The organism is Streptomyces sp. Je 1-369 (genome assembly GCF_026810505.1).
In the GTDB taxonomy this organism is placed as follows: domain Bacteria; phylum Actinomycetota; class Actinomycetes; order Streptomycetales; family Streptomycetaceae; genus Streptomyces.
This window is the reverse complement of the sequence record NZ_CP101750.1, coordinates 6,905,152-6,930,709: the sequence shown is the minus strand read 5'-3', so window position 1 is coordinate 6,930,709 and position 25,558 is coordinate 6,905,152. Positions and strand designations below refer to the sequence as shown.

Annotated in this window: 18 protein-coding genes; 6 read left to right on the top strand and 12 right to left on the bottom strand. The window is 72.7% G+C overall.

The window, feature by feature from the left end; genetic code table 11:
* The first annotated feature begins 83 nt into the window (after positions 1 to 83).
* The gene (locus NOO62_RS31155) at positions 84 to 947 is read left to right on the top strand and encodes a phosphotransferase enzyme family protein (RefSeq protein WP_268774122.1); all 864 of its coding nucleotides are present in this window, start codon (positions 84 to 86) and stop codon (positions 945 to 947) included.
* 19 nt (positions 948 to 966) lie between these two features.
* On the opposite strand, the gene NOO62_RS31150 is transcribed toward NOO62_RS31155, so the two are convergent.
* From NOO62_RS31150 to NOO62_RS31135, 4 genes are all read right to left on the bottom strand, one after another.
* Positions 967 to 1,677 (bottom strand): 3'-5' exonuclease, encoded by a 711-nt coding sequence (locus NOO62_RS31150; RefSeq protein ID WP_268774121.1) that lies wholly within the window; start codon positions 1,675 to 1,677, stop codon positions 967 to 969.
* Between the two features lie 78 nt (positions 1,678 to 1,755).
* Positions 1,756 to 2,997: an SAV2148 family HEPN domain-containing protein gene (locus tag NOO62_RS31145; protein WP_268774120.1), complete on the bottom strand. Its 1,242-nt coding sequence runs from the start codon at positions 2,995 to 2,997 to the stop codon at positions 1,756 to 1,758.
* Positions 2,998 to 3,100: 103 nt separating this feature from the next.
* Positions 3,101 to 4,417, bottom strand: coding sequence for a copper amine oxidase (locus NOO62_RS31140; RefSeq protein ID WP_268774119.1), 1,317 nt, complete (start codon positions 4,415 to 4,417; stop codon positions 3,101 to 3,103).
* A gap of 64 nt (positions 4,418 to 4,481) precedes the next feature.
* Positions 4,482 to 5,231 (bottom strand): Tat pathway signal sequence domain protein, encoded by a 750-nt coding sequence (locus NOO62_RS31135; RefSeq protein ID WP_268774118.1) that lies wholly within the window; start codon positions 5,229 to 5,231, stop codon positions 4,482 to 4,484.
* Positions 5,232 to 5,424: 193 nt separating this feature from the next.
* Here NOO62_RS31135 and glgX point away from each other — a divergent pair, with 193 nt between their 5' ends.
* Positions 5,425 to 7,533, top strand: a complete 2,109-nt coding sequence (glgX, locus tag NOO62_RS31130; RefSeq protein ID WP_268774117.1) for a glycogen debranching protein GlgX — start codon at positions 5,425 to 5,427, stop codon at positions 7,531 to 7,533.
* Here the strand turns inward: glgX and NOO62_RS31125 are convergent.
* Entirely contained in the window at positions 7,508 to 8,791 is a 1,284-nt protein-coding gene (locus tag NOO62_RS31125) for an MFS transporter (RefSeq protein WP_268774116.1), read from the bottom strand. The genes glgX and NOO62_RS31125 overlap by 26 nt on opposite strands.
* A gap of 90 nt (positions 8,792 to 8,881) precedes the next feature.
* On the opposite strand from NOO62_RS31125, the gene treY reads away from it, so the two are divergent.
* Positions 8,882 to 11,401, top strand: a complete 2,520-nt coding sequence (treY, locus tag NOO62_RS31120) for a malto-oligosyltrehalose synthase (protein WP_268775861.1) — start codon at positions 8,882 to 8,884, stop codon at positions 11,399 to 11,401.
* Here the strand turns inward: treY and NOO62_RS31115 are convergent.
* Positions 11,337 to 12,419: a cytochrome P450 gene (locus NOO62_RS31115; RefSeq protein WP_268774115.1), complete on the bottom strand. Its 1,083-nt coding sequence runs from the start codon at positions 12,417 to 12,419 to the stop codon at positions 11,337 to 11,339. The genes treY and NOO62_RS31115 overlap by 65 nt on opposite strands.
* A 356-nt stretch (positions 12,420 to 12,775) precedes the next feature.
* Between NOO62_RS31115 and NOO62_RS31110 the strand changes: the two genes are divergently transcribed.
* Positions 12,776 to 14,083, top strand: coding sequence for a M14 family zinc carboxypeptidase (locus NOO62_RS31110; protein WP_268774114.1), 1,308 nt, complete (start codon positions 12,776 to 12,778; stop codon positions 14,081 to 14,083).
* Between the two features lie 23 nt (positions 14,084 to 14,106).
* Here NOO62_RS31110 and NOO62_RS31105 read toward each other — a convergent pair whose 3' ends face one another.
* Positions 14,107 to 14,658, bottom strand: coding sequence for a DUF1707 and FHA domain-containing protein (locus tag NOO62_RS31105; protein WP_268774113.1), 552 nt, complete (start codon positions 14,656 to 14,658; stop codon positions 14,107 to 14,109).
* 155 nt (positions 14,659 to 14,813) lie between these two features.
* Here NOO62_RS31105 and treZ point away from each other — a divergent pair, with 155 nt between their 5' ends.
* Complete coding sequence (gene treZ / locus NOO62_RS31100) at positions 14,814 to 16,559, top strand: malto-oligosyltrehalose trehalohydrolase (protein WP_268774112.1); 1,746 nt, start codon at positions 14,814 to 14,816, stop codon at positions 16,557 to 16,559.
* 52 nt (positions 16,560 to 16,611) lie between these two features.
* Here the strand turns inward: treZ and NOO62_RS31095 are convergent, their stop codons facing one another.
* The 3 genes from NOO62_RS31095 to NOO62_RS31085 form a co-directional block, all read right to left on the bottom strand.
* Positions 16,612 to 17,736: an aminopeptidase P family protein gene (locus NOO62_RS31095; RefSeq protein ID WP_268774111.1), complete on the bottom strand. Its 1,125-nt coding sequence runs from the start codon at positions 17,734 to 17,736 to the stop codon at positions 16,612 to 16,614.
* 63 nt (positions 17,737 to 17,799) lie between these two features.
* Positions 17,800 to 18,309, bottom strand: a complete 510-nt coding sequence (locus NOO62_RS31090; protein ID WP_268774110.1) for a PDZ domain-containing protein — start codon at positions 18,307 to 18,309, stop codon at positions 17,800 to 17,802.
* A gap of 1,087 nt (positions 18,310 to 19,396) precedes the next feature.
* Positions 19,397 to 20,263, bottom strand: coding sequence for a LysR family transcriptional regulator (locus NOO62_RS31085; protein WP_268775860.1), 867 nt, complete (start codon positions 20,261 to 20,263; stop codon positions 19,397 to 19,399).
* Between the two features lie 185 nt (positions 20,264 to 20,448).
* Here NOO62_RS31085 and NOO62_RS31080 point away from each other — a divergent pair, with 185 nt between their 5' ends.
* Positions 20,449 to 21,201 (top strand): glutamine amidotransferase-related protein, encoded by a 753-nt coding sequence (locus tag NOO62_RS31080; protein ID WP_268774109.1) that lies wholly within the window; start codon positions 20,449 to 20,451, stop codon positions 21,199 to 21,201.
* Positions 21,202 to 21,229: 28 nt separating this feature from the next.
* On the opposite strand, the gene phsA is transcribed toward NOO62_RS31080, so the two are convergent.
* Both phsA and cyc2 read right to left on the bottom strand, forming a co-directional pair.
* Positions 21,230 to 23,113, bottom strand: coding sequence for an O-aminophenol oxidase PhsA (gene phsA, locus NOO62_RS31075; protein WP_414931027.1), 1,884 nt, complete (start codon positions 23,111 to 23,113; stop codon positions 21,230 to 21,232).
* Positions 23,114 to 23,238: 125 nt separating this feature from the next.
* The gene (cyc2, locus tag NOO62_RS31070) at positions 23,239 to 25,506 is read right to left on the bottom strand and encodes a germacradienol/geosmin synthase Cyc2 (protein ID WP_268774107.1); all 2,268 of its coding nucleotides are present in this window, start codon (positions 25,504 to 25,506) and stop codon (positions 23,239 to 23,241) included.
* Positions 25,507 to 25,558: the final 52 nt, after the last annotated feature.

Genomic DNA, 25,558 nt, shown 5'->3' with positions numbered 1-25,558 from the left:
AGCTGCGCGCCCTCGCACGCCGGTTGGCCTGTGCGAATGCGAGACTGTCGGGCGAACGGGGCAACAGGTGCGGGAGGCACGGGATGGACGAAGCGCGGGCGCGGGACGTACTGGACGCGGCGGATCTGCCGGTTCCGGCGGGCGGGGCCCGGCTGCTCGCCCTCGGCGAGAACGCGGTGTTCGCCGTGGGCGAGCTGGTCGTCAAGGTGGGTCGCGCGGCTCCCGAGCTGCTCGCCAGGGCGCGGCGCGAGTCGGCGGTCGCCCGCTGGCTGGAGCAGGCGGGTGTGCCGGCCGTCCGGGCCGCCGAGCCCGAGGCGCGGCTGGTGGACGGCCATCCGGTGACGCTCTGGCACCGGCTGCCGGAGGCGGTGCGCCCCGCGGAGCCGCGCGATCTCGCCGCGCTGATCCGTCGCGTGCACGATCTGGAATCCCCCTCCTTCGAACTCCCCCGCCGTGAACTGCTCGGTGGTGTGGAGCGGTGGCTGCGGCTCGCGGGTGACGCGGTCGATCCGTCCGACGCGGACTATCTGCGCGAGCGCAGGGACGGCTTCGCGGCGGCCGCCGCGTCACTGACGCCCCGGCTCGCGCCGGGGCCCATCCACGGGGACGCGCTGCCCCGCAATGTCCTGGTCGGTCCGGACGGTCCGGTCCTCGTGGACCTGGAGACCTTCTCCTTCGATCTGCGGGAGCACGATCTGGTCGTCATGGCGCTCTCCCGCGACCGGTACGGGCTCGCGCCTGAGGCGTACGACGGGTTCGTGTCCACGTACGGCTGGGACGTGCGGGAGTGGGAGGGGTGCGCCGTGCTGCGCGGCGCCCGGGAGACGGCCAGCTGCGCGTGGGTCGCGCAGCACGCGCCGTCCAACCCGAAGGCGCTCGCCGAGTTCCGCAGGCGGGTGGCGTCGCTCAGGGACGGGGACGCGGAAGTCCGCTGGTACCCCTTCTGAACGGTCGCCTTCCGAGCGGTCAGCTCTCCGCGCGGAGAGGCCACACCCCGTCCACGACCGCGTCCGCGTTGCCCTTCTTGCGCAGGAAGTTCTGGAAGTCCGCCGCCCATTCCGCGTACCACCCGATCTGGCTGCGGTGCAGGTCCGCGGGGCCGAGGGACGCGACCTTCGGGTGGCGGTCGGCTATCGCGCAGGCGAGGCGGGCGGCCGCCTGGGCGTCGGCCGCGGCGTCGTGGGCGGACTCGAGCCGCACCCCGTACTCCGTGCAGACCGCCTCCAGGTTCCGCTTGCCCCTGCGGTAGCGATCGACGGAGCGGTCGATCGTGTACGGGTCGATCACCGGGCCGGGGGCGATACCGCCGAGCCGCTCGCGCAGGGACCGAAGGCCGTGCCTGCGAAGCTCCGCGGAGAGCAGGCTCAGATCGAAGACCGCGTTGTACGCGACGACCGGGACGCCCGAAAGCCAGTACGACGTGAGGACGTCGGCGAGCGCTTCCGCGACCTCGGCTGCGGGCCTGCCCTCGGCAGCCGCCCGCTCATTCGTGATGCCGTGCACGGCCACCGCGTCCGCCGGGATCGGAACCCCCGGGTCCGCGAGCCAGGTGCGGCGCCCCAGCGTCTCGCCCGCCTTGACCTCGATCACCGCGCCGGTGACGATGCGCGCCTCGTCCGGATCCGTCCCTGTCGTCTCCAGGTCGAAACCGATCAGCAGCTCCTGGTGCCAGCCCATGGCCGCCCCCTTCTTCGTGGTGCTTTCCCCCAGTGACCACCACGATCCCATGCGCCACTGACAATCCGCGGGGCGGAGTCAGGAGACCGGACGCGAGTCCGCCCAGGCCACCTCGAACTCCTCGCGGTATGTAGCGAAAAGACCGCCCTCGCCCGGATCGCCCGACTTGACCACCCTGCTGCCGCCCCGCAGCACGAGCACCGGCGCCTCCATCCCGCGGGTCCTGCGCAGATACGACTGGACGACCCCGATGCCGTCCGCACCGTCCCCGTCGACCAGATAGGCGGTGAAGCGCGGCGTCTCGTCGAAGACCTGGATCTCGAAGGCGCCGGGGTCCTTGAGCCGCGCCCTGACCCGGCGCATGTGCAGGATGTTCATCTCGACGGACCGGCTCAACTCGCCCTTCTTTATCCCGAGTTCGCGCTCCCGGCGCTTGACGGCGCTGCTGGCGGGGTTGAGGAAGAGCAGACGCGTCCGGCAGCCGGACTCGGCGAGCCCGACCAGGCGCCGCCCGGAGAAGTTCTGCACGAGGATGTTGAGCCCGATCCCGATCGCGTCGAGCCGGCGGGCGCCGCCGAACATGTCCTCGGCGGGGAATCTGCGCATGAGCCGCACCCGGTCCGAGTGCACGGCCACCACGTCCGCGTACCGGTCGCCGACCAGGTCCTCGACGGCGTCGACGGGCAGGCGGCGCGCGGAGGGCGTGTCGGTGCCCGAGCCGAGTATGTCCAGGAGGCGGGCGGAGGCGCGCTCGGCCTGGGCGAGGACCGTCTCGGAGAGAGCGCGGTTGCGGGAGACGACGTTCCGCGTGACCTCCAGCTCGTCGAGGGCCAGCTCGACGTCGCGCCGGTCGTCGAAGTAGGGCTCGAAGCACGGCCAGTGCTGCACCATCAGCTCGCGCAGCTGCGGCAGCGTCAGGAAGCTGAGGACGTTGTCGTCGGCGGGGTCGAGCAGATAGCCCTTGCGGCGGCTCACCTCGCGCACGGCGACGGCCCGCTGCACCCACTCCTGCCCGGCCGGGCCCGCCGCGGCGACGACCCAGTCGTCGGCGTGGACGGGTTCGTAGACGGGACGCAGAACAGCGGCCACGACCGCGCGCAGCCGCTGCTCCACCAGGTTCAGCCAGATGTAGGCCCGTCCCGCGCGCTGCGCGCGCGTACGGACCTCGCGCCAGGCGTCGGCGTCCCAGTCCAGTTCCGGTCCGATCTGAGATCCCATCTCCATCGGCCGGGCCAGGGACACCGCTCCAGGGGGTACGTCCGCGGAGCTCCCCTCGTGACTGTCGTCACCAGGGGGCAGCTCCCGCCCGCCCGAGCTCACCCGCGCACCGCCTTCCGCTCCCGCGAACACTCCCCCGGTCAACGATCAAGGAAGGGTACTCCGGGAGCGGCGGGCGGTGCAGCCCGATCGCCCGGGCAGTTTCTCAACGGCCGACCGGCGGCTGACCGTTCTGGTTGGCGAGGTCCTGCGGAGTGAGCGGGCTCATGGCGGTGACGTCGCGCGCGGCCAGCGAGAAGCCCTGCCAGTGGACCGGCATCGGCTGCTGGTCCTCGTCACGCGCGATGTGGTGGAAGCCGACGTGGACCCAGGTGACGGGGTGGTCCATGGCCTGGCCGTTCACCCACTTGTCGACGCTGTCCGGGGTGCCGTTGGGGCAGCCCGGGTTGTTGCTCGCGTACTGCTCGCACTTCTTGTACTGGGTGAAGTACACGTCGTGCTTGGTGAACTCGCGGCCCGCGTGCTTGGTGCTGGGGCCGGGCACGATCTCGTACGAGCGCGGGTGGCCGTCCTTGTTCTTGCCGGTGTTGCTGACCACACGCCACCAGCGCATGTCCGCGCGGTCACCGGCGAGCTCCTTGGTGACCTTGGTGCGGGTGGTCTTCGTGGTGGGGCTGCCGTCGCCGGTGGGCGGGGTGACCTTGGAGTCGTACTGCTCGACCTTGGCCTTCGGGGAGCCGTCCAGGCCGAAGTTGAGGCGCCAGAAGACGTTGTGGGCGTGGCTCTCGGCCTTGGCCTGGTCGCCCTTGCCGATGGGCCAGCCGCGGCTGTCGCCGCCGTCGTAGTCGTACGGCGAGAGGCTGCCGGTGGCGCCGACGTTGGAGGTGATGGTGCCGTCCGAGGAGAACCGCCACTCGGTTATGTACTCGTACCAGGAGGCCTTGTTCACGGTGTACACGAGCAGGTCCTTGCCCTGGCTCGTGTAGGTCTTGCCGGTGCCGCCGGTGCTCGCGTCGTCGTTGAGGCGGTACGCGTGCCCACGCGCGCGCGTGGTGGTGCACAGCCCCTTCACGTTGCCCCGGTGCGGGACCTTGACGGTCTTGATGGTGCCGCCGGGGCACTCGCCGGGGTTGAGGTTCTGCAGGGCCTGGCCGAAGTCGGTGCCGGTGACGTCGTCGTACTCGGCCTGGCCGTCGTCGTAGGGGACGTGGACCTGGGCGAGGCGGGCGCTGGTGAGGACCGGGATGGGCTTCGCCTCGCCCTTCGGCTGGTAGCTGATCTTGTCGAGGATCAGGCCGGAGAGCGTGTTGTAGTGCCAGCACATGCGCCAGGTCGTGCCGCCGTCGACGGTCTGCTCGATCTTGTAGGCGTCGCTGCAGTCGGCCGCGGCGGTCGGCGCCTGAGGGGCCCGCGGAGCCGCGGTCGCGGGTCCGGCGACGGTGACGGCGCCGCCGACGAGCGCGGAGACCGCGAGGGCCATCGTGGCCCTCTTTCGGGCGCGCGAAAGTCTGTTGACGTGCATGGTGAAGTGGACTCCCTCGTCCGAGGAGAAGGTGGCGTGTGGTGTCGTGAGCGGGTGGCCGGGATCAGCCGAGGCGGCCCACCGTGCGGGTGCTCAGGTCGACGACGAGGGCCCTGGTGTCGATCCACGGGCCGCTCTTGACCTTGGTGACGACCTGGAGGCACCGGTTCTTGCCGCACTCGCCGAGGCTGGACGGCACGCGCTTCACCGTCTCCTTGCGGAAGACCATGCCGCTCAGCTGCAGCTGGTCGGGGCTGGTGAGCGCCTTGCCCGTGGCGTGCTTGAAGTCCTTCTTCAGGCCCTTGCCGAGCGGGTCGGCGATCAGGAGCCTGGCGCCCTCGGCCAGCTCTTCCTGGCTGGGCGGCGGCTGCACGTTCTTGGTGGTGACCGTGTCGGCCACCTTGCCGGTCTCCAGGTCGACCGTCTTGGTGATGACGGTGTCCTTCTTGTAGTCGTAGTACACGACTTCCGCGCTGCGCGGGGCGTCGCCGCCGTTCGGGTCCGGCTCGCTGAGGTTGGTGGACAGCAGCTGCGGTCCGCGGTCTCCCTCGACGTCCCGGGCGCTGGAGCGCATCTGCCCCGACACCGAGGCCTTCTCGGCCCGCTCGATCTCCTCGTCGGTCAGCGGGTCGCTGCCGACTCCCTTCGCGCCCTCCTCGGGCGCCGCCTCCACGACGCCGTCCTTCGCCACGGCGTCCTGCTTCGCCGCCGCCGCGTTGGCCTGGCGGTCCCCCGACCCGCCCGCCTCGGACCCCGACAGATTGACGCCCACCAGCACGGCTGCCGCGGCGACCGCGACCGTCGTGCCGGCCACCACCTTCCCCAGGTGGCGTCTGACTATCTCTCGCACTACTCCCCCTACTCCCCTGGCGCCCCATTCATGGGCATGCCGAGTATGTGGTCAGACGGTTAGACGGGTACAACTCCAGGGTGGTTGCCCCACTTTCGGGCACACTCTGGCCGAAGTGGCCCCGTCTTGAGGGGGCGTGAGTGGAAGAGTCGCATACATGCAGGTCTGGCCTGGGCAGGCGTATCCCTTAGGTGCCACGTACGACGGAGCGGGCACGAATTTCGCGGTCTTCTCCGAGGCCGCAGAGCGAGTGGAGCTGTGTCTGCTGCACGACGACGGTTCGGAGACCGCCGTCGAGCTGCGCGAGTCCGACGCGTTCGTGCGGCACGCGTACCTGCCCGGCATCATGCCGGGCCAGCGGTACGGCTTCCGGGTGCACGGACCGTACGCACCGGAGCAGGGGCACCGGTGCAACTCCGCCAAGCTGCTCCTCGATCCGTACGCGCGCGCGGTGAGCGGGCGCATCGACTGGGGGGAGGAGGTGTACGGCTACCACTTCGAAGAGCCCGACGAGCGCAACGACATGGACTCGGCGCCGCACATGATGACGTCGGTCGTGGTCAACCCCTACTTCGACTGGGGCGACGACCGGCCCCCGCGTACCCCGTACCACGAAACGGTGCTCTACGAAGCGCACGTCAAGGGCCTCACCATGCTGCACCCGGACCTCCCGGAGGAGTTCCGCGGCTCGTACGCGGCGCTGGGGCACCCGGCGATCATCGAGCACCTCACCGGACTCGGCGTCACCGCCCTGGAGCTGATGCCGGTCCACCAGTTCGTGAACGACCACCGCCTGGTGGACATGGGCCTCAACAACTACTGGGGCTACAACACCATCGGCTTCTTCGCCCCGCACAACGCGTACGCCTCCTGGGGCGACCGCGGCGAGCAGGTCCTGGAGTTCAAGCAGGCCGTGAAGGCCCTCCACGAGGCGGACATCGAGGTGATCCTCGACGTCGTCTACAACCACACCGCCGAGGGCAACCACCTGGGCCCGACGCTCTCCTACAAGGGCCTCGACAACGCCTCGTACTACCGCCTCACGGACGACTCCCGGTACTACATGGACACCACGGGGACCGGCAACTCACTCCTGATGCGCTCACCGCACGTCCTCCAGATGATCATGGATTCGCTGCGGCACTGGGTCACGGACATGCACGTGGACGGCTTCCGCTTCGACCTCGCGGCGACGCTGGCACGCCAGTTCCACGAGGTGGACCGGCTGTCGTCCTTCTTCGACCTCGTACAGCAGGACCCTGTGGTCAGCCAGGTCAAGCTGATCGCCGAACCCTGGGACGTCGGCGAGGGCGGCTATCAGGTGGGCAACTTCCCGCCCCTGTGGACCGAGTGGAACGGCATGTACCGGGACACGGTGCGCGATCTGTGGCGCGGCGAGCAGCGCACCCTCGCGGAGTTCGCGTCCCGGCTCACCGGCTCGTCCGACCTCTACCAGGACGACGGGCGGCGCCCCCTCGCGTCCATCAACTTCACCACCTGCCACGACGGTTTCACCCTGCACGACCTCGTCTCGTACAACGAGAAGCACAACCACGCCAACGGCGAGGACAACCAGGACGGCGAGAGTCACAACCGCTCCTGGAACTGCGGCGCCGAGGGCGGGACGGACGATCCGGACATCCTGGCGCTGCGCGCGCGGCAGATGCGGAACTTCACCGCCACGCTGATGCTGTCCCAGGGCGTGCCGATGCTCAGCCACGGCGACGAGTTCGCGCGCACGCAGGACGGCAACAACAACGCGTACTGCCAGGACAACGAGCTGGCGTGGGTGCGCTGGCCGGACGGCGAGAACTCGCTCCTCACCTTCACCCGCACGATGGCGATGCTCCGGCGCGACCATCCGGTCTTCCGCAGGCGCCGGTTCTTCCACGGCAGGCCGGTCCAGGGCACGCACGACGAACTGTCCGACATCGCCTGGTTCACCCCGGAGGGGGACGAGATGGAGCAGCCGGACTGGGACTCGTCGCAGGCCCGGGCGCTCAGCGTGTTCCTGAACGGCAACGCCATCTCGGAGCCGGGGCCGCGCGGGGAGCGGATCGCCGACGACTCGTTCCTGCTCCTGTTCAACGCGTCCCCCGAGGCGATCGAATTCGTGGTGCCGGTCAACCACGGCCGCCAGTGGCAGCTGGTGATCGACACGGCGCACGCGGACGGGGTGCCGCCGGAACCGGGGCCGAAGGTGCGGGCGGGCGACCGGCTCACGCTGGCCGACCGGAGCCTTACGGTGCTGCAGCGTCCGGCGTGACGGTGGCGGTGGCCGTGCGGGGCGCCTCATAGGGGTGGCGCGACGGGTCGGGGCGGTGCGGTTCGTGGCGGGCGATCAGGGCGATCACGAACGCGACCGCCGCGGCCCCGCTGCCGAGGGCGAACGCCGCCCCCGCGCCGTGCGACTCCGCGAGGCGTCCGGCCACCGCGAGTGTCACCGCCTGGCCCCCGACGAACGCGCTCGCCGCGAACGTCATGCCTTCGGCGAGCCGCTGCTGCGGCACGGCCCGCTCGGTCAGCGCGAAGCCGGTGATGAGGTTCGGGGCGTAGATCGCGCCGAACAGAGTGACCACTACGTAGAGGCCCGCCAGGCTGTCCGTCCACACCAGGGGCAGGGAAAGGAGCGCCGCGGCGGCCGTCGCGACGCGCCAGCGTGCGACCAGCCCGAAGCGCTCGGGCAGCGCGGCCATGGAGAGGCCGACCACCGCGCTCATGACTCCCATCGCCGCGTACACGAGACCCGCCTGCCCGGGGCGGCCCAGCTCGTCGGTGAGCGCGGTGATGCCCGCACCGCAGGCGCCGAGCAGCACCCCCAGGAACAGCAGCCCCACCCGCACCACGTACACGGAACGTGGAAGGCGCGGGCGTCCGCCACGCGCGCGTGTGGGGCTTTCGGGGGCCGCTCCGGGCGTACGTCCCGTCGGGTGCAGGGCGAAGGCCGTGCCGCAGCCTGCGACCAGGAGCGAGGCGAGGCCGAAGGCGTACGCCGGGTGGCCCGCGACGGACGCGAGGCCCACCAGGGCGGGGCCCAGGACGAAGGACAGCTCGTCCATGGTGCTCTCCAGGGACAGCACCGTCCCGGCGAGCCGGTCGTCGCCGCCCTTGGCGCGGACCAGCGGGACGACGCGGGCCCTCGCCAGCGGGCCGATCCCCGGGATCGTCGCGCCCGCCAGTGCGCCGAGGGCGGCGAGGACCGGTGTGGGCAGGTCGGCGACGGCGCCCAGGGTGTACGCCGCGATGGCCACGGCGTTGACGAGGGAGAAGGCGAGGACCACGGAGCGCTGGCCGCGCCGGTCCGCGAGGCGCCCGACGAACGGGCCCAGGGTCACCTGGCCGAGCGCGAGCGCGCAGGCGACGATCCCGCCGGTGGCCAGCGATCCGCTGGTCTCGGTCACCAGCAGCACACTGCCGAACTGGATCATCGCCACGGGAAGTCTGCCGAGGAACGAGACGACGGGGAGCAGTGCCCCGGTCATCCCGAGCACTGTGCGGTACGCGTCCCGTGTGTTCTCAGCCATCGTCCGACGCTAACGACGCCGTGGTCCCGACACGCATGAGTCGATGACACGAAAGCCTTCCGAGCGGGTACGTACGTTCGCATGACGCGCATGACGCCGGAGCGCCCCGGCCCCGCGGTACCGCCGCCGCCCACCGCCACGTACCGGTTGCAGCTGCAGCCCGACTTCCCCTTCGCGGCCGCCGAGGCGGCCGTCCCCCATCTGGCCTCGCTCGGTGTCTCGCATCTGCACCTGTCACCGGTCCTGGAGGCGGTGCCCGGGTCCACGCACGGCTATGACGTCGTGGACCACGCGCGCGTGCGGGACGAGCTGGGCGGCGAGGACGGGCTGCGGTCCCTGTCCCGCACGGCCCGGCAGTCCGGACTCGGTCTGGTCGTGGACATCGTGCCGAACCACATGGCGGCGGTGCCGCGGCACAACCACGCCCTGTGGGAGGTGCTGCGCGAGGGCCCCCGCTCGCCCTACGCGCACTGGTTCGACATCGACTGGGACGCGGGCGGCGGGCGCGTCCTGCTGCCGTTCCTCGGCGGCAGGCTCGGCGAGGAGCTCGGACAGCTGCGGGTCGACGGCGACGTACTGCGCTATCACGAACACGCGTTCCCCCTCAGGGAGGGCACGGCGGCGCTGCCGCTCCCGCAGCTCCTGGACGCGCAGTGGTATCGCCTGTCCTGGTGGCGGCTGGCCCGTACCGAGCTCAACTACCGGCGGTTCTTCACCATTTCCGATCTCATCGGGGTGCGCGTCGAGGACCCGGGCGTCTTCGATGCGACGCACGGGAAGATCCTGCGGCTGCTGCGCGAGGGGGTCGTCGACGGGCTGCGGATCGACCATCCGGACGGCCTCGCGGACCCCGGGGCGTACCTCCAGAGGCTGCACGAGGCGACCGGCGGGCGGTGGACCGTCGTAGAGAAGATCCTCGCCGACGGCGAGCGCCTGCCCGCCGCCTGGCCCGTGGCGGGCACCACCGGTTACGACGCGCTGCGGCACATCGACGGCGTCCTCGCCGACCCCGCGGGCGCCGGTGAACTCCTCGGCCAGTACCGGCGCTTCGCGGCGGCGCCCGCCGACCGGGGCGGCGACTGGGACGCGACGGTCCGCAGGGCCGCGTACAAGGTCGTCACGCGCGAACTGGCGGCCGAGGTGGACCGCCTCACGCGCGCGGCAGGGGCGATCTGCGCAGCCGTCCCCGCGCTGCGCGACCACGCGCCGTGGACGCTGCGCACCGCCCTCAGAGAGCTGCTCGTACGGCTTCCCGTCTACCGGCCGTACGTCTCCGGGGGCGACACACCCGAATCCGTCCTCACCGAGCGTGCCGCCGAAGAGGCCAGGGCGGCCTTCGGCGTGCCCGAGGAGGCCCGGGCGGTCGATGTCGTGCGGGACTTGGCGCTGGGGCGCGTCCGGGCGGTCGGAGAGGCCGTGGAGGCCGCCGGCGCCATGGAGGAGTTCCGTGCCCGGTTCGCGCAGACCGCGTCCGCGCTGCGCGCCAAGGCCGTCGAGGACACCGCGTTCTACCGGCACGCGCCGCTGCTCTCGGCGGCGGAGGTGGGCGGCGCCCCCGAGCGGCCCGCGGTGCCCGTGGAGGAGTTCCACGCGTACTGCGCGCGCGTGCAGCGCGACTGGCCCTACTCGGGCACGGTCCTGACGACCCACGACACCAAGCGCAGCGCGGACGTACGGGCGGGCATCTCGGTCCTGACGCAGTGCCCGGACCGGTGGGCCGACCTCCTCGCCGAGGTCACCGAGCAGACCTCGCGGATGGGCGGCACGGGCGCGCCCGACCCCCAACTGGCCTGGGCCGCTTGGCAGACGGCCGTCGGCTTCGGGTTCCCGTACGACCAGCGGCTGCAGAACGCCCTCCTGAAGCATGTGCGCGAGGCGGGCCTGCACACGAGCTGGACCGAGCAGAACGAGGCGTACGAGAAGGCGGTGGCCGCGTTCGTGGAGGCGGGTCCTTGCGGGCCGCCGCTGTACGCGGTGGCGTCCTTCGCGCGCGAGATGGACTCCCATGTGCGGGCGAACGTCCTGGGGGCGGCGCTGCTGCACCTGACGATGCCCGGGGTGCCCGACGTCTACCAGGGCACGGAGGGCGAGTACCGCGCGCTGGTCGATCCGGACAACCGGCGGCCCGCCCGCTTCCAGCCGCACGTCCTTGAGCGGCTCGACTCGCAGCGGGACCGCTGGGACCTCTCGGAGGAGAAGCTGGCGCTCACCGCGACGGCGCTGCGGCTGCGGGGGCGGCGGCCCGAGCTGTGCGGGGGCGCGGCGACGTACGAGCCGCTGGCCGCCGAGGGGCCTGGCGCCGCGCACTGTGTGGCGTTCGTCCGCTCCGGGGAGATCGTGACCGCCGTGACGCGGCTGTCGCTGCGGCTCGCGGACGCGGGCGGCTGGCGCGGGACGGAGCTCGCGCTCCCGGCGGGCCGGTGGACCGATCTGCTGGCTCCGGGGCGGGAGTTCGAGGGGCACGCGCGCGTGGACGAGCTCTTCGCCGCGTCGCCGGTGGCGCTCCTCGTGCGTGCCTCCGAAGCCTGTGAGGCCGGTGAGGCTCCTACCGTGGACGTACGAGGAGAGTCCGCGGACCGCGGGTCAGCAGCCCCCGGGGAGCCGGTCTGAACCCGGGCGCCCAGCGCAGTCCCGGCAGGGCGTCGAGCAGGGCGCGCAGCCCGTACTCGGCGGTGCGGGCGGCGAGTTCGGTGCCGGGGCAGGCGTGGCGGCCGGTGCCGAAGGCGAGGCGGCCGGGGTCCGCGCGGAGGATGTCGTAGCGGTCCGGGCGGGCGAACCGGGCGGGGTCCCGGTTCGCCGCGCCGACCAGGCACGCGACGACCGCGCCCGTCGGCAGGGGTGCGCCGGCCACGGTGACCGGGCGGACCGCGCGGCGCAGCACGACGGGGGCGGGCGGGTCGCGGCGCAGGGACTCGGCCCAGGCGGCGGGGATGAGTGCGCGCCGTTCGCGGACCAGGGCGAGCTGGTCCGGGTCGTCGAGGAGGTTGGCGAGGCACGAGGCGAACGCGAGCGCGGTGGCCTCTCCGCCCCCGCCGAGCAGCGAGCCGACGAGTCCGCACACCGCGTCGTCGGACAGCGGCCTGCCGTCGACCTCGGCGCGGCACAGCACGGAGAGCAGGTCGGCGCCGGGGCGGGCCCTGCGCCCGGCCAGGTGCGGGCGCAGACAGGCGTCCAGTTCGTGGTGGTGGCCGCCGAGGTGGGTGAGGCCGCCGCGGCACCACTGCTGTACGCGGGCGGTGTCTTCGTAGGGCAGCCCCAGGGCCGCCATGACGGCGGCGGTCGGCAGCCACTGGCAGAACTCGGCGAAGAGGTCGGCCTCCTCGCGGGCGGCGATGCGGCGGGCCAGGACGTAGGCGGTGCGCGAGGCGCCCGCGGCCAGGGCGGCGACGGCGCGGCCCCGCAGCGCGGGTTCGACCAGGGCGCGGTGGGCGCGGTGCGTGTCGCCCTCCATGTGCGTGAGGGTCCGCCCCGGCGGCACCGCGACGAGCCCCTCCTGCCCGAGCGCCCCGCACACGTCCCCGTACCGGCTCACGACCCACGCCCCGAGCAGCTCGTCCCGCACCAGCGGAAAACTCTCCCGCAGCACCCGGAACACGGGGTACGGGTCGCTCGCGACACCGGGCGACACGAGACTGGGCGGCGCCGCACGAGGCGGCCGCGGCCTGGCCTCCGTAGGAGCACACGACACATACGGCAGGGGGCGGACGGCGGCCGGGGCGGAGCCGGCGCTCACCACGGACGGCACGCGCAGGGCGGAACGTGTGTCCGGTGGGGTTATCGGGCCGTCCGGCGGGACGGGAGGGCAGCGCACCGCGGGGCTCCCACCTGTGCGTCGGCGCGGCGAGCGGCCGCGCGGGTGTGTTCCAGAGGATCACTTCGCGGCCTCCGCCGCAGTCCGCGTACGCCCGTTCGAGTGAGCTCCGCCGTCTCGCCGACCCGGTGGACGCGTCCTTGACACGTCTCCTGGGGGCATGGGGTACTGCGATGGCCTCAGGGGTGAACCGGACAGGGGGCCAACTGGCGGTGCAGCACTACCCGAACGTTCCTGAACTCGTCTTTTCCGCGCGTCAGTTGGCAGCTCACCGGCCCGAACTGGCCTCCCTGCGCGAAGTGGGGGCCTCGCGGGCGGGACGGCCGCTGTACCTGCTCTCCGTAGGACACCGCCCACGTGCCGTCCTCGTCGTCGCGGGCGCGCACGCCAACGAGCCGACCGGCGGTGCCACGCTGCTGCACCTCGCCGAACGGGCCCTGCGCGACCCGCACCTGCGCGGCGACACCTCATGGCACTTCCTGCTCTGCGCGGACCCGGACGGCGCGAGCCTGCACCGCACGCCCGCCCCGCGCACCCTCCTCGACTACCACCGGCACTTCTACCGCCCGGCGGGCCCCGAGCAGCCGGAGTGGTCACCCTCCGTCCTGTCGCCCGACCGGCTGCCACCGGAGACCCGCGCCCTGACCGCCGTCATCGACGAACTGCGCCCCTACTTACAAGTGTCCCTGCACTGCACCGACCTGGGCGGCAGCTGGATACAGCTCACGAAGGACATCCCCGGCCTCGCGGAGCCGTTCGCCAAGTCGGCCGCGGAGCTGCACATTCCGGTGGAGACGGGGGCGTCGGACGCCGCGGGCTGGCCGGTGTCCGGTCCGGGGGTCCACGTGCTGCCGGGCCCCGGCACGGACGCGGCGTATCCGAGCCTGCCGGAGGACGCCCGGCGCACCACCTGGCACCGCACCCACCGCTACGGCGGGCGGACCGCGATCATCGAGGTCCCGATGTGGGCCGGCGACCTCGTCGACGAGGTGGAGGCGCATCCGGCGCCCGCCCGGGCGATGCGGGCGCTCGCGGGCCGACTGCGACGGGACGCGCGGCTGGTCGAGGACATCCTTGCCGACGCCCTGCCGCGGCTGTCCCAAGACGGTGGCGGCGGCCTCGACGGGCCGCTGCTGCGGGCCGCGCGGTGGGCGCTCGCCCTGGTGCCCGGGCTCGCCGACGACTGGCGGCGGCTGCCGCCCGCGGCCACCTCCAGGGCGTACATCGGGAGTGTCGACGCCTTCGGCAGGCGCCTGCCGCTGCGGGCCGCGGCGATGCTGCTGCGGGTCCTAGACGAGGCGGGCGACCGGGCGGCGCCGCGCCTGGAGCTGCTCGTGACGCAGTGGAGCGAGGCGTTCGCCGACCGGTTCAGAGCGCGCTGGGTGCCGCTGGAGCACCAGGTGGAGCACCAGGCGCGCGCCACGGTCGCGGCCGCGTGGCACGCGCGCGTGCAGGCCGACGGCGACCGCGCGCCGGACTGACCGCGTACGCCCGCGAGCGGTCCTCAGCTCGTCGAGAGGCGGAACGCCATCCGGCCGAAGCTCACCGAGTCGCCGTCCTGGACGATCGCCGCACCGGTCACCCTGCGGCCGTTCACGGACGTGCCGTTGGTCGAGCCGAGGTCGCGCAGCACCCACACGCCGCCCTGCCGCCGCAGCTCGGCGTGGACCCGGGACACCGTGTCGTGGCTCAGCCGCAGGCCGTTGGCGGGGTCGCGGCCGATCCGCAGCGGAAAGGCGCTGTCGGGCGAGGGCAGCAGCAGCTTCGGCAGGCGCTCGGCCTGCCAGGCCCTGCGCAGCTTCATCGTGAACCCGGAGACCGCGCCCACGCCGCCGAGCACCATGCGCGACCAGCGGCCCTCGGTCCGCAGGTCGTCGGTGAGGGCGGCCAGTTCGTCGGGCCGCCTCGCGGCGAGCACGAGCTCCATGCGCCGCAGGAACGTGTCGTGCGAGAGCCTGCCGACGGCCGCACCCTCCTTGAGTGCGTCCAGCGCCCGGTCGCGCTCCGCGTCCGTCACCCGCGCGGGGTACGTGGAGAACTCGAAAGAGGATGTCACCAGGGAATTGTCCGTCACTCGCGGCCCGGGTGTCCAGAACGGGGGAATCGAGCGCCCTTCGGTCGCGTCCCGGGCGGATCCCCCTACGGACCGCGGGTTTCTGACGCACCATGGGACACACGGTGTGACGGACAGCGGACGAGGGAGAACCGTCGGTGAGGTTCGAAGTGTGGGCGCCGGAGGCCGAGCAGGTCGTACTGGAATGCGCGGGCACCACGCGCGCGCTGGAGCGCGACGGGGACCGCGCGGGGTGGTGGACGGGGGAAGCGGCGGCCGAGGACGGCACCCGTTACGGCTTCTCGGTGGACGGTGGCCCTGTCCTGCCCGACCCGCGCTCGCGCCGCCAGCCGGAGGGACCCGACGGGCTCAGCGCGGTCGTCGACCACGACCGGTACGCGTGGCGCACGCCCTGGGCGGGGCGCGGCGTGCGGGACGCGGTCCTGTACGAGCTGCACGTGGGGACGTACACGCGCGAGGGGACGCTCGACGCGGCGACGGACCGGCTCGGGCACCTCGCGGAGCTCGGCATCACGCACGTGGAGCTGATGCCGCTGTGCCCCTTCCCCGGGCAGTACGGCTGGGGGTACGACGGGGTGTCGCTCTGGGCGGTGCACGAGCCGTACGGCGGACCCGAGGCGCTGAAACGATTTGTCGACGCGGCGCACGCGCACGGCCTCGGCGTCGTCCTGGACGTCGTCCACAACCACCTCGGCCCGTCCGGCAACTACCTGCCCGCGTTCGGGCCGTACTTCACCGACACGCACCAGACGCCGTGGGGCGCCGCCGTCAACCTGGACGCCCCCGGCTCGGACGAGGTGCGCGCGTACCTGACCAGCAGCGCCCTGGCCTGGCTGCGCGACTACCGCATCGACGGCCTCCGCCTCGACGCGGTGCACGCGCTGGTGGACACGCGCGCGTGCCACTTCCTGGAGGAACTCTCCGTCGCCGTGGACTCCTTGGCCGCCGAGCTCGACCGGCCGCTGTCCCTGATCGCCGAGTCGGACCTGGGCGACCCGCGGATCGTCACCCCGCGCGCGCGGGGCGGGCTCGGCCTCCAGGCGCAGTGGAACGATGACTTCCACCACGCGCTGCACACCACGCTCACGGGTGAGGCGCAGGGTTACTACGAAGACTTCGCGCGCGCCCCGCTGGCCGCGCTCGCCAAGACGCTGACGCACGGGTTCTTCCACGACGGGACGTACTCGACGTTCCGCGGCCGCGCGCACGGACGCCCCGTGGACCGCGCGCGGACTCCCGCGTACCGCTTCCTCGCCTACGCGCAGACCCACGACCAGATCGGCAACCGCGCCCAGGGGGACCGTCTTTCGGCTTCCCTCTCCCCCGGCCTCCTCGCCTGCGCGGCCGCGCTCACCCTGACGAGCCCTTTCACGCCGATGCTGTTCATGGGCGAGGAGTGGGGCGCCACGACACCCTGGCAGTTCTTCACCGACCACCCGGACCCCGAGCTCGCCGAGGCCGTGCGCCGGGGCAGGCGCAGGGAGTTCGCGGCGCACGGGTGGGCCGCGGAGGACATCCCCGACCCCCAGGACCACGGGACCCGCGACCGCTCGTGCCTGGACTGGTCCGAGCCCGCGGCGGGCCACCACGCGCGGCTCCTCGCCTGGCACCGCGAGCTGATCGCCCTGCGGCGCGCCCGCGGCGACCTGACGGACCCCGACCTGGCGGCGGTGCGGGTCGTGTACGACGAGGCGGCCCGCTGGTTCGCGTTCCGCCGCGGGGATCTGCGGATCGCCGTGAACTTCGGCAGGGAGCCCGTCACCGTGCCGCTGGACGGGCGCCACGCGCGCGTGGTCGCCGCGTGGGAGCCGATCGAGGCGCCCGACGCGGACGGGGTGGTGCGGCTGCCCGCGGAATCATGCGTGATCCTGGCGACCGCGTGACGTCGCGCCCCCTTCGGGCGGCTGTGCGTCCTGCGCGTCGGCCGAGCGGGCGTCAGTCGACGATGGCCATCTCGCGGGCGGTGGTGTTGAGCCGCCGCCCGCCGTCCTCGGTGACCGTCACGATGTCCTCGATGCGCACTCCGAAGCGGCCGGGCAGGTAGATACCGGGCTCCACGGAGAAGCACATGCCGGGCACGAGCGGCCGCTCCTCGCCCTCGATCATGTAGGGCGGTTCGTGGGTGGTGACGCCGATGCCGTGTCCGGTGCGATGGATGAAGTACTCGCCGTAGCCGAACTCGGTGATCACGTCGCGGGCCGCGCGGTCGATGTCCTGGCAGGCCGCGCCGGGCCGCACCGCCGCGCAGCCGACCGCCTGCGCCTCGCGCACCACGTCGTGGACGCGCTGCTCCTCGGCGGTCGGCTCCCCGACGTGGACGGTACGGGAGGTGTCCGAGCCGTAGCCGTGCAGCAGCCCGCCGAAGTCGAGGACGACCATGTCGCCCCGCTCGATGACGCGGTCGCCCGCCTCGTGGTGCGGGTTGGCGCCGTTCGGGCCCGATCCGACGACGGTGAAGTCCACCTGGGAGTGCCCGAACCGCCGCAGCAGGTCCGCGAGGTCGGCGGCGACGTCCGTCTCCCTGCGGCCCGCGAAGGACACCTTCTGGATCTCCTCGTACGCCGCGTCGGCCGCCGCGCCCGCCGCCGCCAGGCGCTCGAGCTCGGCCTCGTCCTTGACCGCGCGGAGCATCGGCAGCGCCTGGGTGAGCGATACGTAGGAGGTGTCGGGCAGCGTCTGCTGGAAGCCGAGCAGGTGCATCGCCCAGGCGTTGTCGCTCACTCCGAAGCGGCCCGATACGTCCAAGAGGGGCGCGGTGACGGCGTACGGGTCCTTGCCGTCGGTCCAGTCCCGCAGGGTGAGCGCGGAGACGCCGACGGCGCGCGCGGCGTCCGGGGCTTCCAGCGTCGGCACGACGAGGACGGGGTCCTGTCCTGCCGCGAGCACGAGGAGCGTCAGGCGCTCGGTGTCCGCGGTCGGCCGGTAGCCGGTGAGCCACACGAGGTCGGGTCCCGGGGCGACGAGCAGCCCCGCCAGGCCCGCGTCCGCGGCCGTGGCGGCGGCCCGCTCCATACGTGCGCGGTAGTCGTCGGCGGTGAAGGGCGCGGGCGCGCTGCTCATGTGGACCTCCTGTTGTCTACGCCAGAGATCCTGCCCCTCGCCGCGCGCGACCGCGAACCCGGGTCAGGTCACGACGCCGGGTCGCGCCGCCAGGACCTGGCGCGCGCCGCCCGCGTGGCGCACCGTCAGAGTCACGGTCCTGCCGGGCCGCGCCGCCCCGACCACGGCCGCGAGCTCGGTGGCCGAGTCGATCCGGGTCCCGCCGACCACGAGCACGGTGTCGCCGCGCACGAGGCCTGCGGCATGCCCGGGCCCTGACACGTGCACGCCGACGAGCAGGGCGCCCGCGCGCTGGGGGGCGTCGACGGCTTCGATGCCGAGGGCGGTGGCGGGAGGGTGTGGGGGGAGGTGGCCGCCGGGGCTGGGGGCGTGCTGTTCCGGGCCGGTCAGCGGTGCGACGGAACCGGGGGCGGCGGCCCCCGGCCCGGCGGGCCCCGCGGACCCGCCGGGTGCCGCCTTCCGCATCCCGGCGAGCTTGCTCATACCGATGACAGTGGCGCCCACGGTTCCGATGCCGATGCCCGAGAGTACGAGGGCGGCCGCGCAGACCACCCCGGACAGCAGCGTCGTCAACCGCCTGCCGCGACGCCGGGCGGCGTGCGGGCGGCGGGCCTTTCGGGGCGTGGGCAGCCAACGGAGACGTCTGGCGCGGGCCGGACGCCCCCGCCCCGGCTCCGAACCCTGGCCCCGGCCCCGGCTGGTACGTGGCCCCGTGCCGGGGGCCTCACCAGGACCCCTGGCGGCGTGCCGACCGGGGCTCTGCCCCGCATCTTGCACAGGACCCCGCCGTGAATCCGGGCCGACACCACGCCCGGAACTCGCGCCCGGACTCCGCCCGGCATCCCGCCCAGTCCCACGCCCCCGGCCCTGACCCCGGCTCCCGCTCCCGCCCCCGCTTCCGCCAAGACGCCCGCCCGGACTCCAACCGGCGTCCATGCCGGGGCTCTGGCCCGGGTCCTGGTCAGGGCCCTGGCCGGGGCTCTGGCCGGGGCTCTCGCCCCAACTCCCGTCGGTCTCATGCCCGCGGCCACGCCCCTGGCCCTGATTCCGGATCCCGCTCCCACTCCCGCTCCCGCCAAGACGCCCGCCCGGACTCCAACCGGCGTCAATGCCAGGGCTCTGGTCAGGGCCCTGGCCGGGGCTCTGACCGGGGCTCCCGCCCCAACTCCCGTCGGCCTCATGCCCGCGGCCACCCCCGTGGCCCTGATTCCAGATCCCGCTCCCGCCCCCGCCAAGACGCCCGCCCGGACTCCGACCGGCGTCAATGCCAGGGCTCTGGTCCGGGCCCTGGCCCTGGTTACGGTTCCCGCCGAGACGTTCGCCCGAGCCCGCATGCCAACCAGGCTCCGGGCCAGGATTCTCGTCCGGACTCCAGCCCGCAGCCTCGCCCTGGCCAAGCCCCCGATCCCGGCCACGGGTCCCAGTGAGATCCTCGCCCGGGCCCCAGGCAGCGTCTCGGCCCGTGCCTCGGTCCGGGTCCTGGCCGGAGCTCCGGTCCGAGTCCCGACCGGCACCAGCCCCAGCACCAGAGCCGTCGTCGGGACTCTCGTCGGGGCCTTGGCCGGAGTTCCGGCCCGGCATCGGCTTGGGACGCAACGTGGTCTGATCCATGGCTCGCCTCCGGCCACAGCTCTACCCGGAGTGAGGCCGCATCGACGCTTCACGAACGGGTGATGTCCAGCTGTGCGGTCAGCGTGCGCGCGGGGCCGCTCGGCGTGCCGGTGTGGAGGAGTTCCGTGCGGTGGACTACGCGAGGTGTCGTCAGGGGTACGGCGACGGTGCCCCGCGCCTCCGCCGCCCACTGCGGCAACAGGGCGAGGCCGTGTCCCGCGGCGACGAGCGCGGTGAGGGTACGCAGGTCCGTGCCGTCGTAGCGCAGGGCGGGGCGGAAGCCCGACGTGCCGGACGCGGCGCGGAGTTGGGCCAGCGGCAACCCCGTGTCCGGCGCGTCGATCCAGCGGGCGTCCACGAGGTCGCCGAGGCGCAGGCCTCTGCGGCGGGCCAGCGGGTGGTCCTCGGCGAGGAGTACGGCGACGGGTTCCTCCGCGAGGCCGCGTACGCCCAGCGGGGCGACATCCGGCAGGCGCAGCGGGTCACTGGGCGCGGCGAGACCGTCGACGAGCCCGAGGTCGGCGGCGCCGGTCGCGACCGCCGCGGGGACCTCGTCGCGCGGCAGCACCGCGAGGGTGACGCCCGCCGCGGGGAGCGCCCGGACCGTACGTGGCGTCAGTGCGGTCGACGTGGCCGCGAGCGTCAGCCCCTGCTCGGGCGCGGCCGCCATGCGGACGACTTCCGCGCGGGCCGCGTCCAGCCGGAGCAGCAGCGGGCCCGCGTGCTCCAGGAGGCGGGCGCCCGCCGGGGTGGGGGTCACCGGCCGGCGCGTGAGCAGGACCGCGCCGAGGTCCTGCTCTAGGGCGGCGATGTGCTGGGAGACGGCGGACTGGGTGTAGCCGAGCTCGCGGGCCGCCTCGGAGAAGGAGGCGAGGCGGGCCACCGTCACGTACGTGCGCAGGAGGTGCGGGTCCATGCCCGCAAGGATCCTCCAGCTCACCGGGGCCCCGGCCATCAGGGTTGCTTCCCTGCCCGGCGCCAGGGGGCTCTTCCTGCCGTCGTCGCCGTCGTCAGGGGGCTCTTCCTGCATCAGGGACGCTTATGGAGCGTGCAGATTTCGTCGTTGGACGTGAACCGAGGACCCCACCCAGGATGGGCCGCATGACCGCAGCCACCACGGGCTCCGCGCCCTTGACCGCCCCCACCGCCCGCACCGCCCGCCTCGCCCTCGTCGGCGACCGCTCCCCCAACGTCACCTCCCACACCCGGATCCCGCTCCTCCTGGACGCCCTCGCCGCCGAGGACCGCCTCGTCCTCGACGCGTACTGGATCCCGACCGAGGACGCCGAGGAGCCGGACGCCGTGCGCGGCTTCGACGCCGTGTGGATGGTGCCCGGCAGCCCCTACCGCAGCGAGGCCGGCGCGCTCGCCGCGATCCGCACGGCGCGCGAGGACGGCGTGCCCTTCCTCGGCACGTGCGGCGGCTTCCAGCACACGCTCCTGGAGTACGCGCGGAACGTCTGCGGGCTCACCCACGTCGCGCACGCCGAGAACGATCCCGACGCCGACGACCTGCTCCTCACCCCGCTGGCCTGCTCGCTGGTCGGCCACGAGGGCACGGTGACCATCGCGGAGGGCTCGCTCGCCGAGTCCGTCGTCGGCGCCCGCAAGTCGATCGAGCGCTACCACTGCTCGTACGGCCCCACCGCCCACCTCGACACACTGCGGGCCCACGGGCTGCGCTTCTCCGGCGAGGACGAGGACGGCCAGGTACGGATGGCCGAACTCCCCGGCCACCCCTTCTTCCTGGCCTCCCTCTTCCAGCCCGAGCTGGCCGGCGACGGCTCGCGGCCGCACCCGATCGTGCGGGCCCTGGCGCGAGCCGCTGCCCTGCACGCGGGCGTGACCGCCTGATCGTTACGGGCCGCCCGCCGACGCAGGCCTAGCCGTCGTGGTCTCCGTGACCACCCCCGTGCCCCGCGCCGTGGTCGAACTTCAACGCCTCCTTGGGCATCACCACGAAGGGCCGCATCATGCCCATGTCCTCGTGCTCCAGGAAGTGGCAGTGGTACATGAAGCGGCCGTACGCCCCGTCGAACTTGCCCATGACGCGCAGCATCTGCCCGCCGGGCACCCGGAAGACGTCCTTCCAGCCGCGCTCGTTCGGGGCCGGCGGGACAGGGCGCTGCGGGTCGACGGCTATGGGCGCGAGGGTGCCGCCGATGGTGACGTCAAAGCCCGAGACGTCGCAGGCGTCCCTGCCGAGGAGCTGGAAGTCCGCCAGGTGGATGTGCATCGGGTGGAGCACCGGCGGGTTCGCGGCGAGGTTCAGGAACGTCCACTGTTCGTGGCTGCCCTCGGCGATGGTGATGCCGAGGCCGTCGTTGAACGTGCGGGCGGTCCTCCGGTACGTCTTGACCTTGCCGTCGCCCCCGCGCAGCTGGATGACCCCCTCGGTCGGCACCTGGATGTCACCGGGCTTCTCGACCTCGGCCATCTCCCAGATCTCCGGGTGGCCGCCGCCTCCCTTGGTGGCGGGCGGGGTCAGCACGATCAGCCGGTGGCCGTGCGCGATGTCGTGCGTGAGCGGGCGGAAGGAGCCCGAGAGGACCTCCGGCAGTTCGAACGTATCCGGTTCGGCGCACTCGCCCACCCGGAACTCCATGACCTGCGGATAGCGCACGTCGTTCGCCACGTCGGGCACGCCGGGCGCCTGCGCCCGCCCCTTGTTGACCAGCCGCAGCCGCTGCCCGGCGAGCTCCCTGAAGTCGATGAGCAGGTCCATGCGCTCGGCCGGGGCGACGGTGAGCGTGGGCAGCGCCCCTTCGAAGTCGACCGGCACGGGGCGCGGCAGGAGCCCGCCGTCGCTGCCGATCTGGTGCAGTACGCCCCGCACAGGGTTGTTGTCCTCGTCGACGAGCACCAGGTCGTAGATACGCGCGTTCGACGCGTTGACCAGGCGGAACCGGTACCAGGCCGCGTCCACGTCCGCGTACGGCCAGATGCGGCCGTTGACCGTCGTGTAGGGACCCGAGAAGGGCAGGGTGACCGGCTTGCCCGTCTCCGCGTTCTTCGGGTCGACGATGGTGGTCTTGTGCAGGAGGCGGCCGTTCAGCCGCCCGTCGCCCTCGTCCGTGTCCAGGTTCCTGTCGGCGATGAGCAGCGGTATCTCCCGCTCGCCGCAGGGCAGTTGCAGCGCGTCCTCCTCGTCGTCCCGGACCAGGTACGTGCCGTACAGCCCCGCCATGACGTTCCAGCGCGTGATGTTCATGGCGTGGTCGTGATACCACCACTGCACTGCCTGGTGGTCGTTCGGATACTCGGAGAGCTGGGCGTCTCCGAACCCCACCGCGTTGTCCGCCCAGCCGTCGTTGCCGCCGCCCGTCTGCGCGCCGTGCAGGTGCGTCACCGACCAGGCGGGCAGTGCCGCCACGTCCTTGTTCGGCTCGATGCCCCCGCGGCCCGGCTGGGTGCTGGGCAGCGGGTCCTTCTGCGGGTCTCCGCGCGGGGCCTCGACGGCCGTGACGGGATACTCGCCCTCCGGAATGCGGTTGGTCCAGGCGATACGGATCCGCTGCCCGCGCCGCACCTCGATGGTGGGTCCCGGCACCGAGCCGTCATACCCCCACATCAGGGTCGGCGGAAGCTGTGGGTGCAGGCGCACCCACGTCGGCCGCAACGCGATCTCGGTCTCCTCCCGCACGTCGGCGGAGCCGGGCCGCAGGACCGGCGGGACGGTCAACGGCGCCACGAACGGCGCCAGTTCACCGTTGGCAAGGGCCTGAACCCTCCCCGCAAGCCCCTCACCGACGACTTCCGCGCCGATGCTTTCCGCACCAACGGCTTCCGCGCCCGCCGACTGTTCCGTGCTGCGTTCAATGATGTCGGTCAAGATCGAACACCCCCCGTGTCCATCCCCCGTTTCGCGGCCGCTCGGCGGCCGCCTTCACTTCAGAAGACTCCCGGCGCACCACCGAAGTTCCACGAATCCTGCATTCCGGATGAAACCATCCGAAGGGGGCTTGTCGGTGCGCCGCGGGGCGCACGATCGGGCAGGAAGCCGTGCGCGCGCCCTGCCAGGTCCTGCGCGCCGTAGCGGTGGCAGCGGTGGTGCCAGTTGAGGATGCCCGCCATCCAGTTCTTCAGGTCGGCGACGTAGCCGTCCATGGCCGCGCGGCCCTCGCGGGACAGCCCGAAGTCCTCGTACAGAGTGGGGAATTCGTGGGTGCTGACATGCTCGAACTGGCGCAGCCGCTGTGTCGTCAGGTCGTGGATAACGCGCAGTGCCGACGGGTAGTCGCAGCCGAAGAAGTTCTGCACGACGAGGATGCCGTTGTGGAACTCGCCCTCGTACTCGATCTCCTTCTGGTACGAGAAGATGTCGTTCACGAGCATGGCGTAGTCGACGGCGGCGTTCTCCAGGGAGCGGACGGGACCGCTGCGGTAGAGCGCGGGCGGTACGGCGGGGCCGTGGCCCATCCGGCACAGGCCCATCGTCAGGTCGGCGCCGAACGTGGCGCGGCGCATCTCCAGGTAGTCGACCGGGTCGGGGACGCGGTGGTGCAGCTGGTTGAAGATCTCCCACACCCAGCTCTCCGTCATGACGTCGACGGCGTCGCGCAGCACCCTGCGCTGCCGGTCGGTCATGTCGCGGGTCGTGCGCGCCCACAGGTCGACGAGGCCACGCTCCATGGCGTTCACGGGCACCGGAGCGGGCTCGCCGGCGAGCGTCATGCAGGCGGAGAGGCGTTCGGTGCAGAGCTTCGCGGCGGCGAGGTCGCGGCGGTTGCCGTAGACGAGGGGGTAGTAGTCGTCGCCGTAGGTGCCCCACACGAGCCACTGTGTGCTGAGGTCGAGTGCCTGCTGCGTGCCGTCCGGGTCGAGTCCCGCGGCGCACAGCGGAAGGTCGTACGCGGCGAGCTTGTCCTCGTCCCAGACACCCTCCTCCAGGAGGCCCATTTCGTGCGACCACCCGGTGATGCGCTGCCGCGCGGTGTCGAGTCCGGGGTTGAGCCGCAGCGGGAACGGCATGTACAGGTCGGGGATGCGGGAGGGGCCCACCTTCTGGAAGGGCACGTGGGTGAAGGACCGCGTCCGTTCCGCGCCCGCGGCGGATAGCAGCGCCGCGACGTGGGTCCCCGAGGTCCCGAGACCGGTGGGACCGGCGAGACTGGCGACTCCGGTGGGATCGGTGGGGCTCGTGCGACCGCCGAGCGGTGAGCTGCCGACCGCACCTTCGTTCATGTACCGGCTGGAGCGCAGATGCCACTCGTGGCCGCCCGACTGCCAGTCCTGTAGCCCTCTCGTGTACGCGGCGACGGCCGCCACCTCGGACGAGGAGAGACCTTTCGCCACAGCGACGGCGGGCACTTCGGTGACCGCCGTGTGCTCGAACTGGTGCAGCCGCGAGGTCAACACGTCGTTGACCGTGTCGGCCGCCTCCTGGGTGGTGCAGTCGAAGAAGGTCTCCAGAACGAGCACTCCATTGCTGAGCTCGCCCTCGTCCTGGACCTCGCGCTGGTACGAGAAGAGGTCGTTCCGCAAGTGGACGGCGTCGGCGAACGTCTCCATGAGGACGCGCAGCGGCCTCGTCCCCGCGACCGACGCGGGCACCTCCGCCGTCGCGTACTCGATGAGGCCCGCGGACCAGGGGGCACCGCCTACCTTGCGGCGCATTTCGATGTACTCGACGGGGTTCGCGATCCGCCCCTCGTTGATGTTGGAAAGCTCCCACATCGACTCGTCGAGCAGGTGCTCCGTCGACTCCGCGAAGCGGCGCCGCCAGTCCTTGGACATGGCGGGCACGGTGCGCGCCCACAGGTCGGCGAGGCCCGCCTCGACCGGGTTGCGCGGCTCGGGCACGGCGGCCGACAGGTCCATGGGCATGAAGAGGGGCAGGCGGTCCAGGTGCGCCTTGCCCGCGGACCTGTCCTGGGTGCGTTTGTACATGTCCAGGAAGTGGTCGTCGAAGAAGAACACCCACACGTACCAGTCCGTGATCAGCGACAGGGCGGGGCCGTCGCAGTCGGGGTGGGTGTACGCGCACAACAGGCCGTAGTCGTGCGCGTCGAGGTCGCTCTGCTCCCAGACGCCGCTGCCCTCCAGCATGCCCATGTCCCGCGCCCAGCGCGTGGAGTGCGCGCGGGCCTCCTCCAGGTGTGGGTTGAGCCTCGCGGCGTACGGCATGTAGAAGTGCGGCAGTTCGAACGGTTGCGTCATGTGCCCGGCCCTACCCGGGGCCCCCTGGCGGCATCCGTGCGGCGCCCGATGA

Coding starts and splice junctions, on each gene's coding strand:
- glgX (WP_268774117.1), top strand. CDS start 5,425: ATGCAGGTCTGGCCTGGGCAGGCGTATCCCTTAGGTGCCACGTACGAC.
- NOO62_RS31150 (WP_268774121.1), bottom strand. CDS start 1,677: ATGGGCTGGCACCAGGAGCTGCTGATCGGTTTCGACCTGGAGACGACA.
- NOO62_RS31155 (WP_268774122.1), top strand. CDS start 84: ATGGACGAAGCGCGGGCGCGGGACGTACTGGACGCGGCGGATCTGCCG.
- cyc2 (WP_268774107.1), bottom strand. CDS start 25,506: ATGACGCAACCGTTCGAACTGCCGCACTTCTACATGCCGTACGCCGCG.
- NOO62_RS31125 (WP_268774116.1), bottom strand. CDS start 8,791: ATGGCTGAGAACACACGGGACGCGTACCGCACAGTGCTCGGGATGACC.
- NOO62_RS31140 (WP_268774119.1), bottom strand. CDS start 4,417: ATGCACGTCAACAGACTTTCGCGCGCCCGAAAGAGGGCCACGATGGCC.
- NOO62_RS31080 (WP_268774109.1), top strand. CDS start 20,449: ATGACCGCAGCCACCACGGGCTCCGCGCCCTTGACCGCCCCCACCGCC.
- treY (WP_268775861.1), top strand. CDS start 8,882: ATGACGCCGGAGCGCCCCGGCCCCGCGGTACCGCCGCCGCCCACCGCC.
- NOO62_RS31085 (WP_268775860.1), bottom strand. CDS start 20,263: ATGGACCCGCACCTCCTGCGCACGTACGTGACGGTGGCCCGCCTCGCC.
- NOO62_RS31095 (WP_268774111.1), bottom strand. CDS start 17,736: ATGAGCAGCGCGCCCGCGCCCTTCACCGCCGACGACTACCGCGCACGT.
- NOO62_RS31110 (WP_268774114.1), top strand. CDS start 12,776: ATGGCCTCAGGGGTGAACCGGACAGGGGGCCAACTGGCGGTGCAGCAC.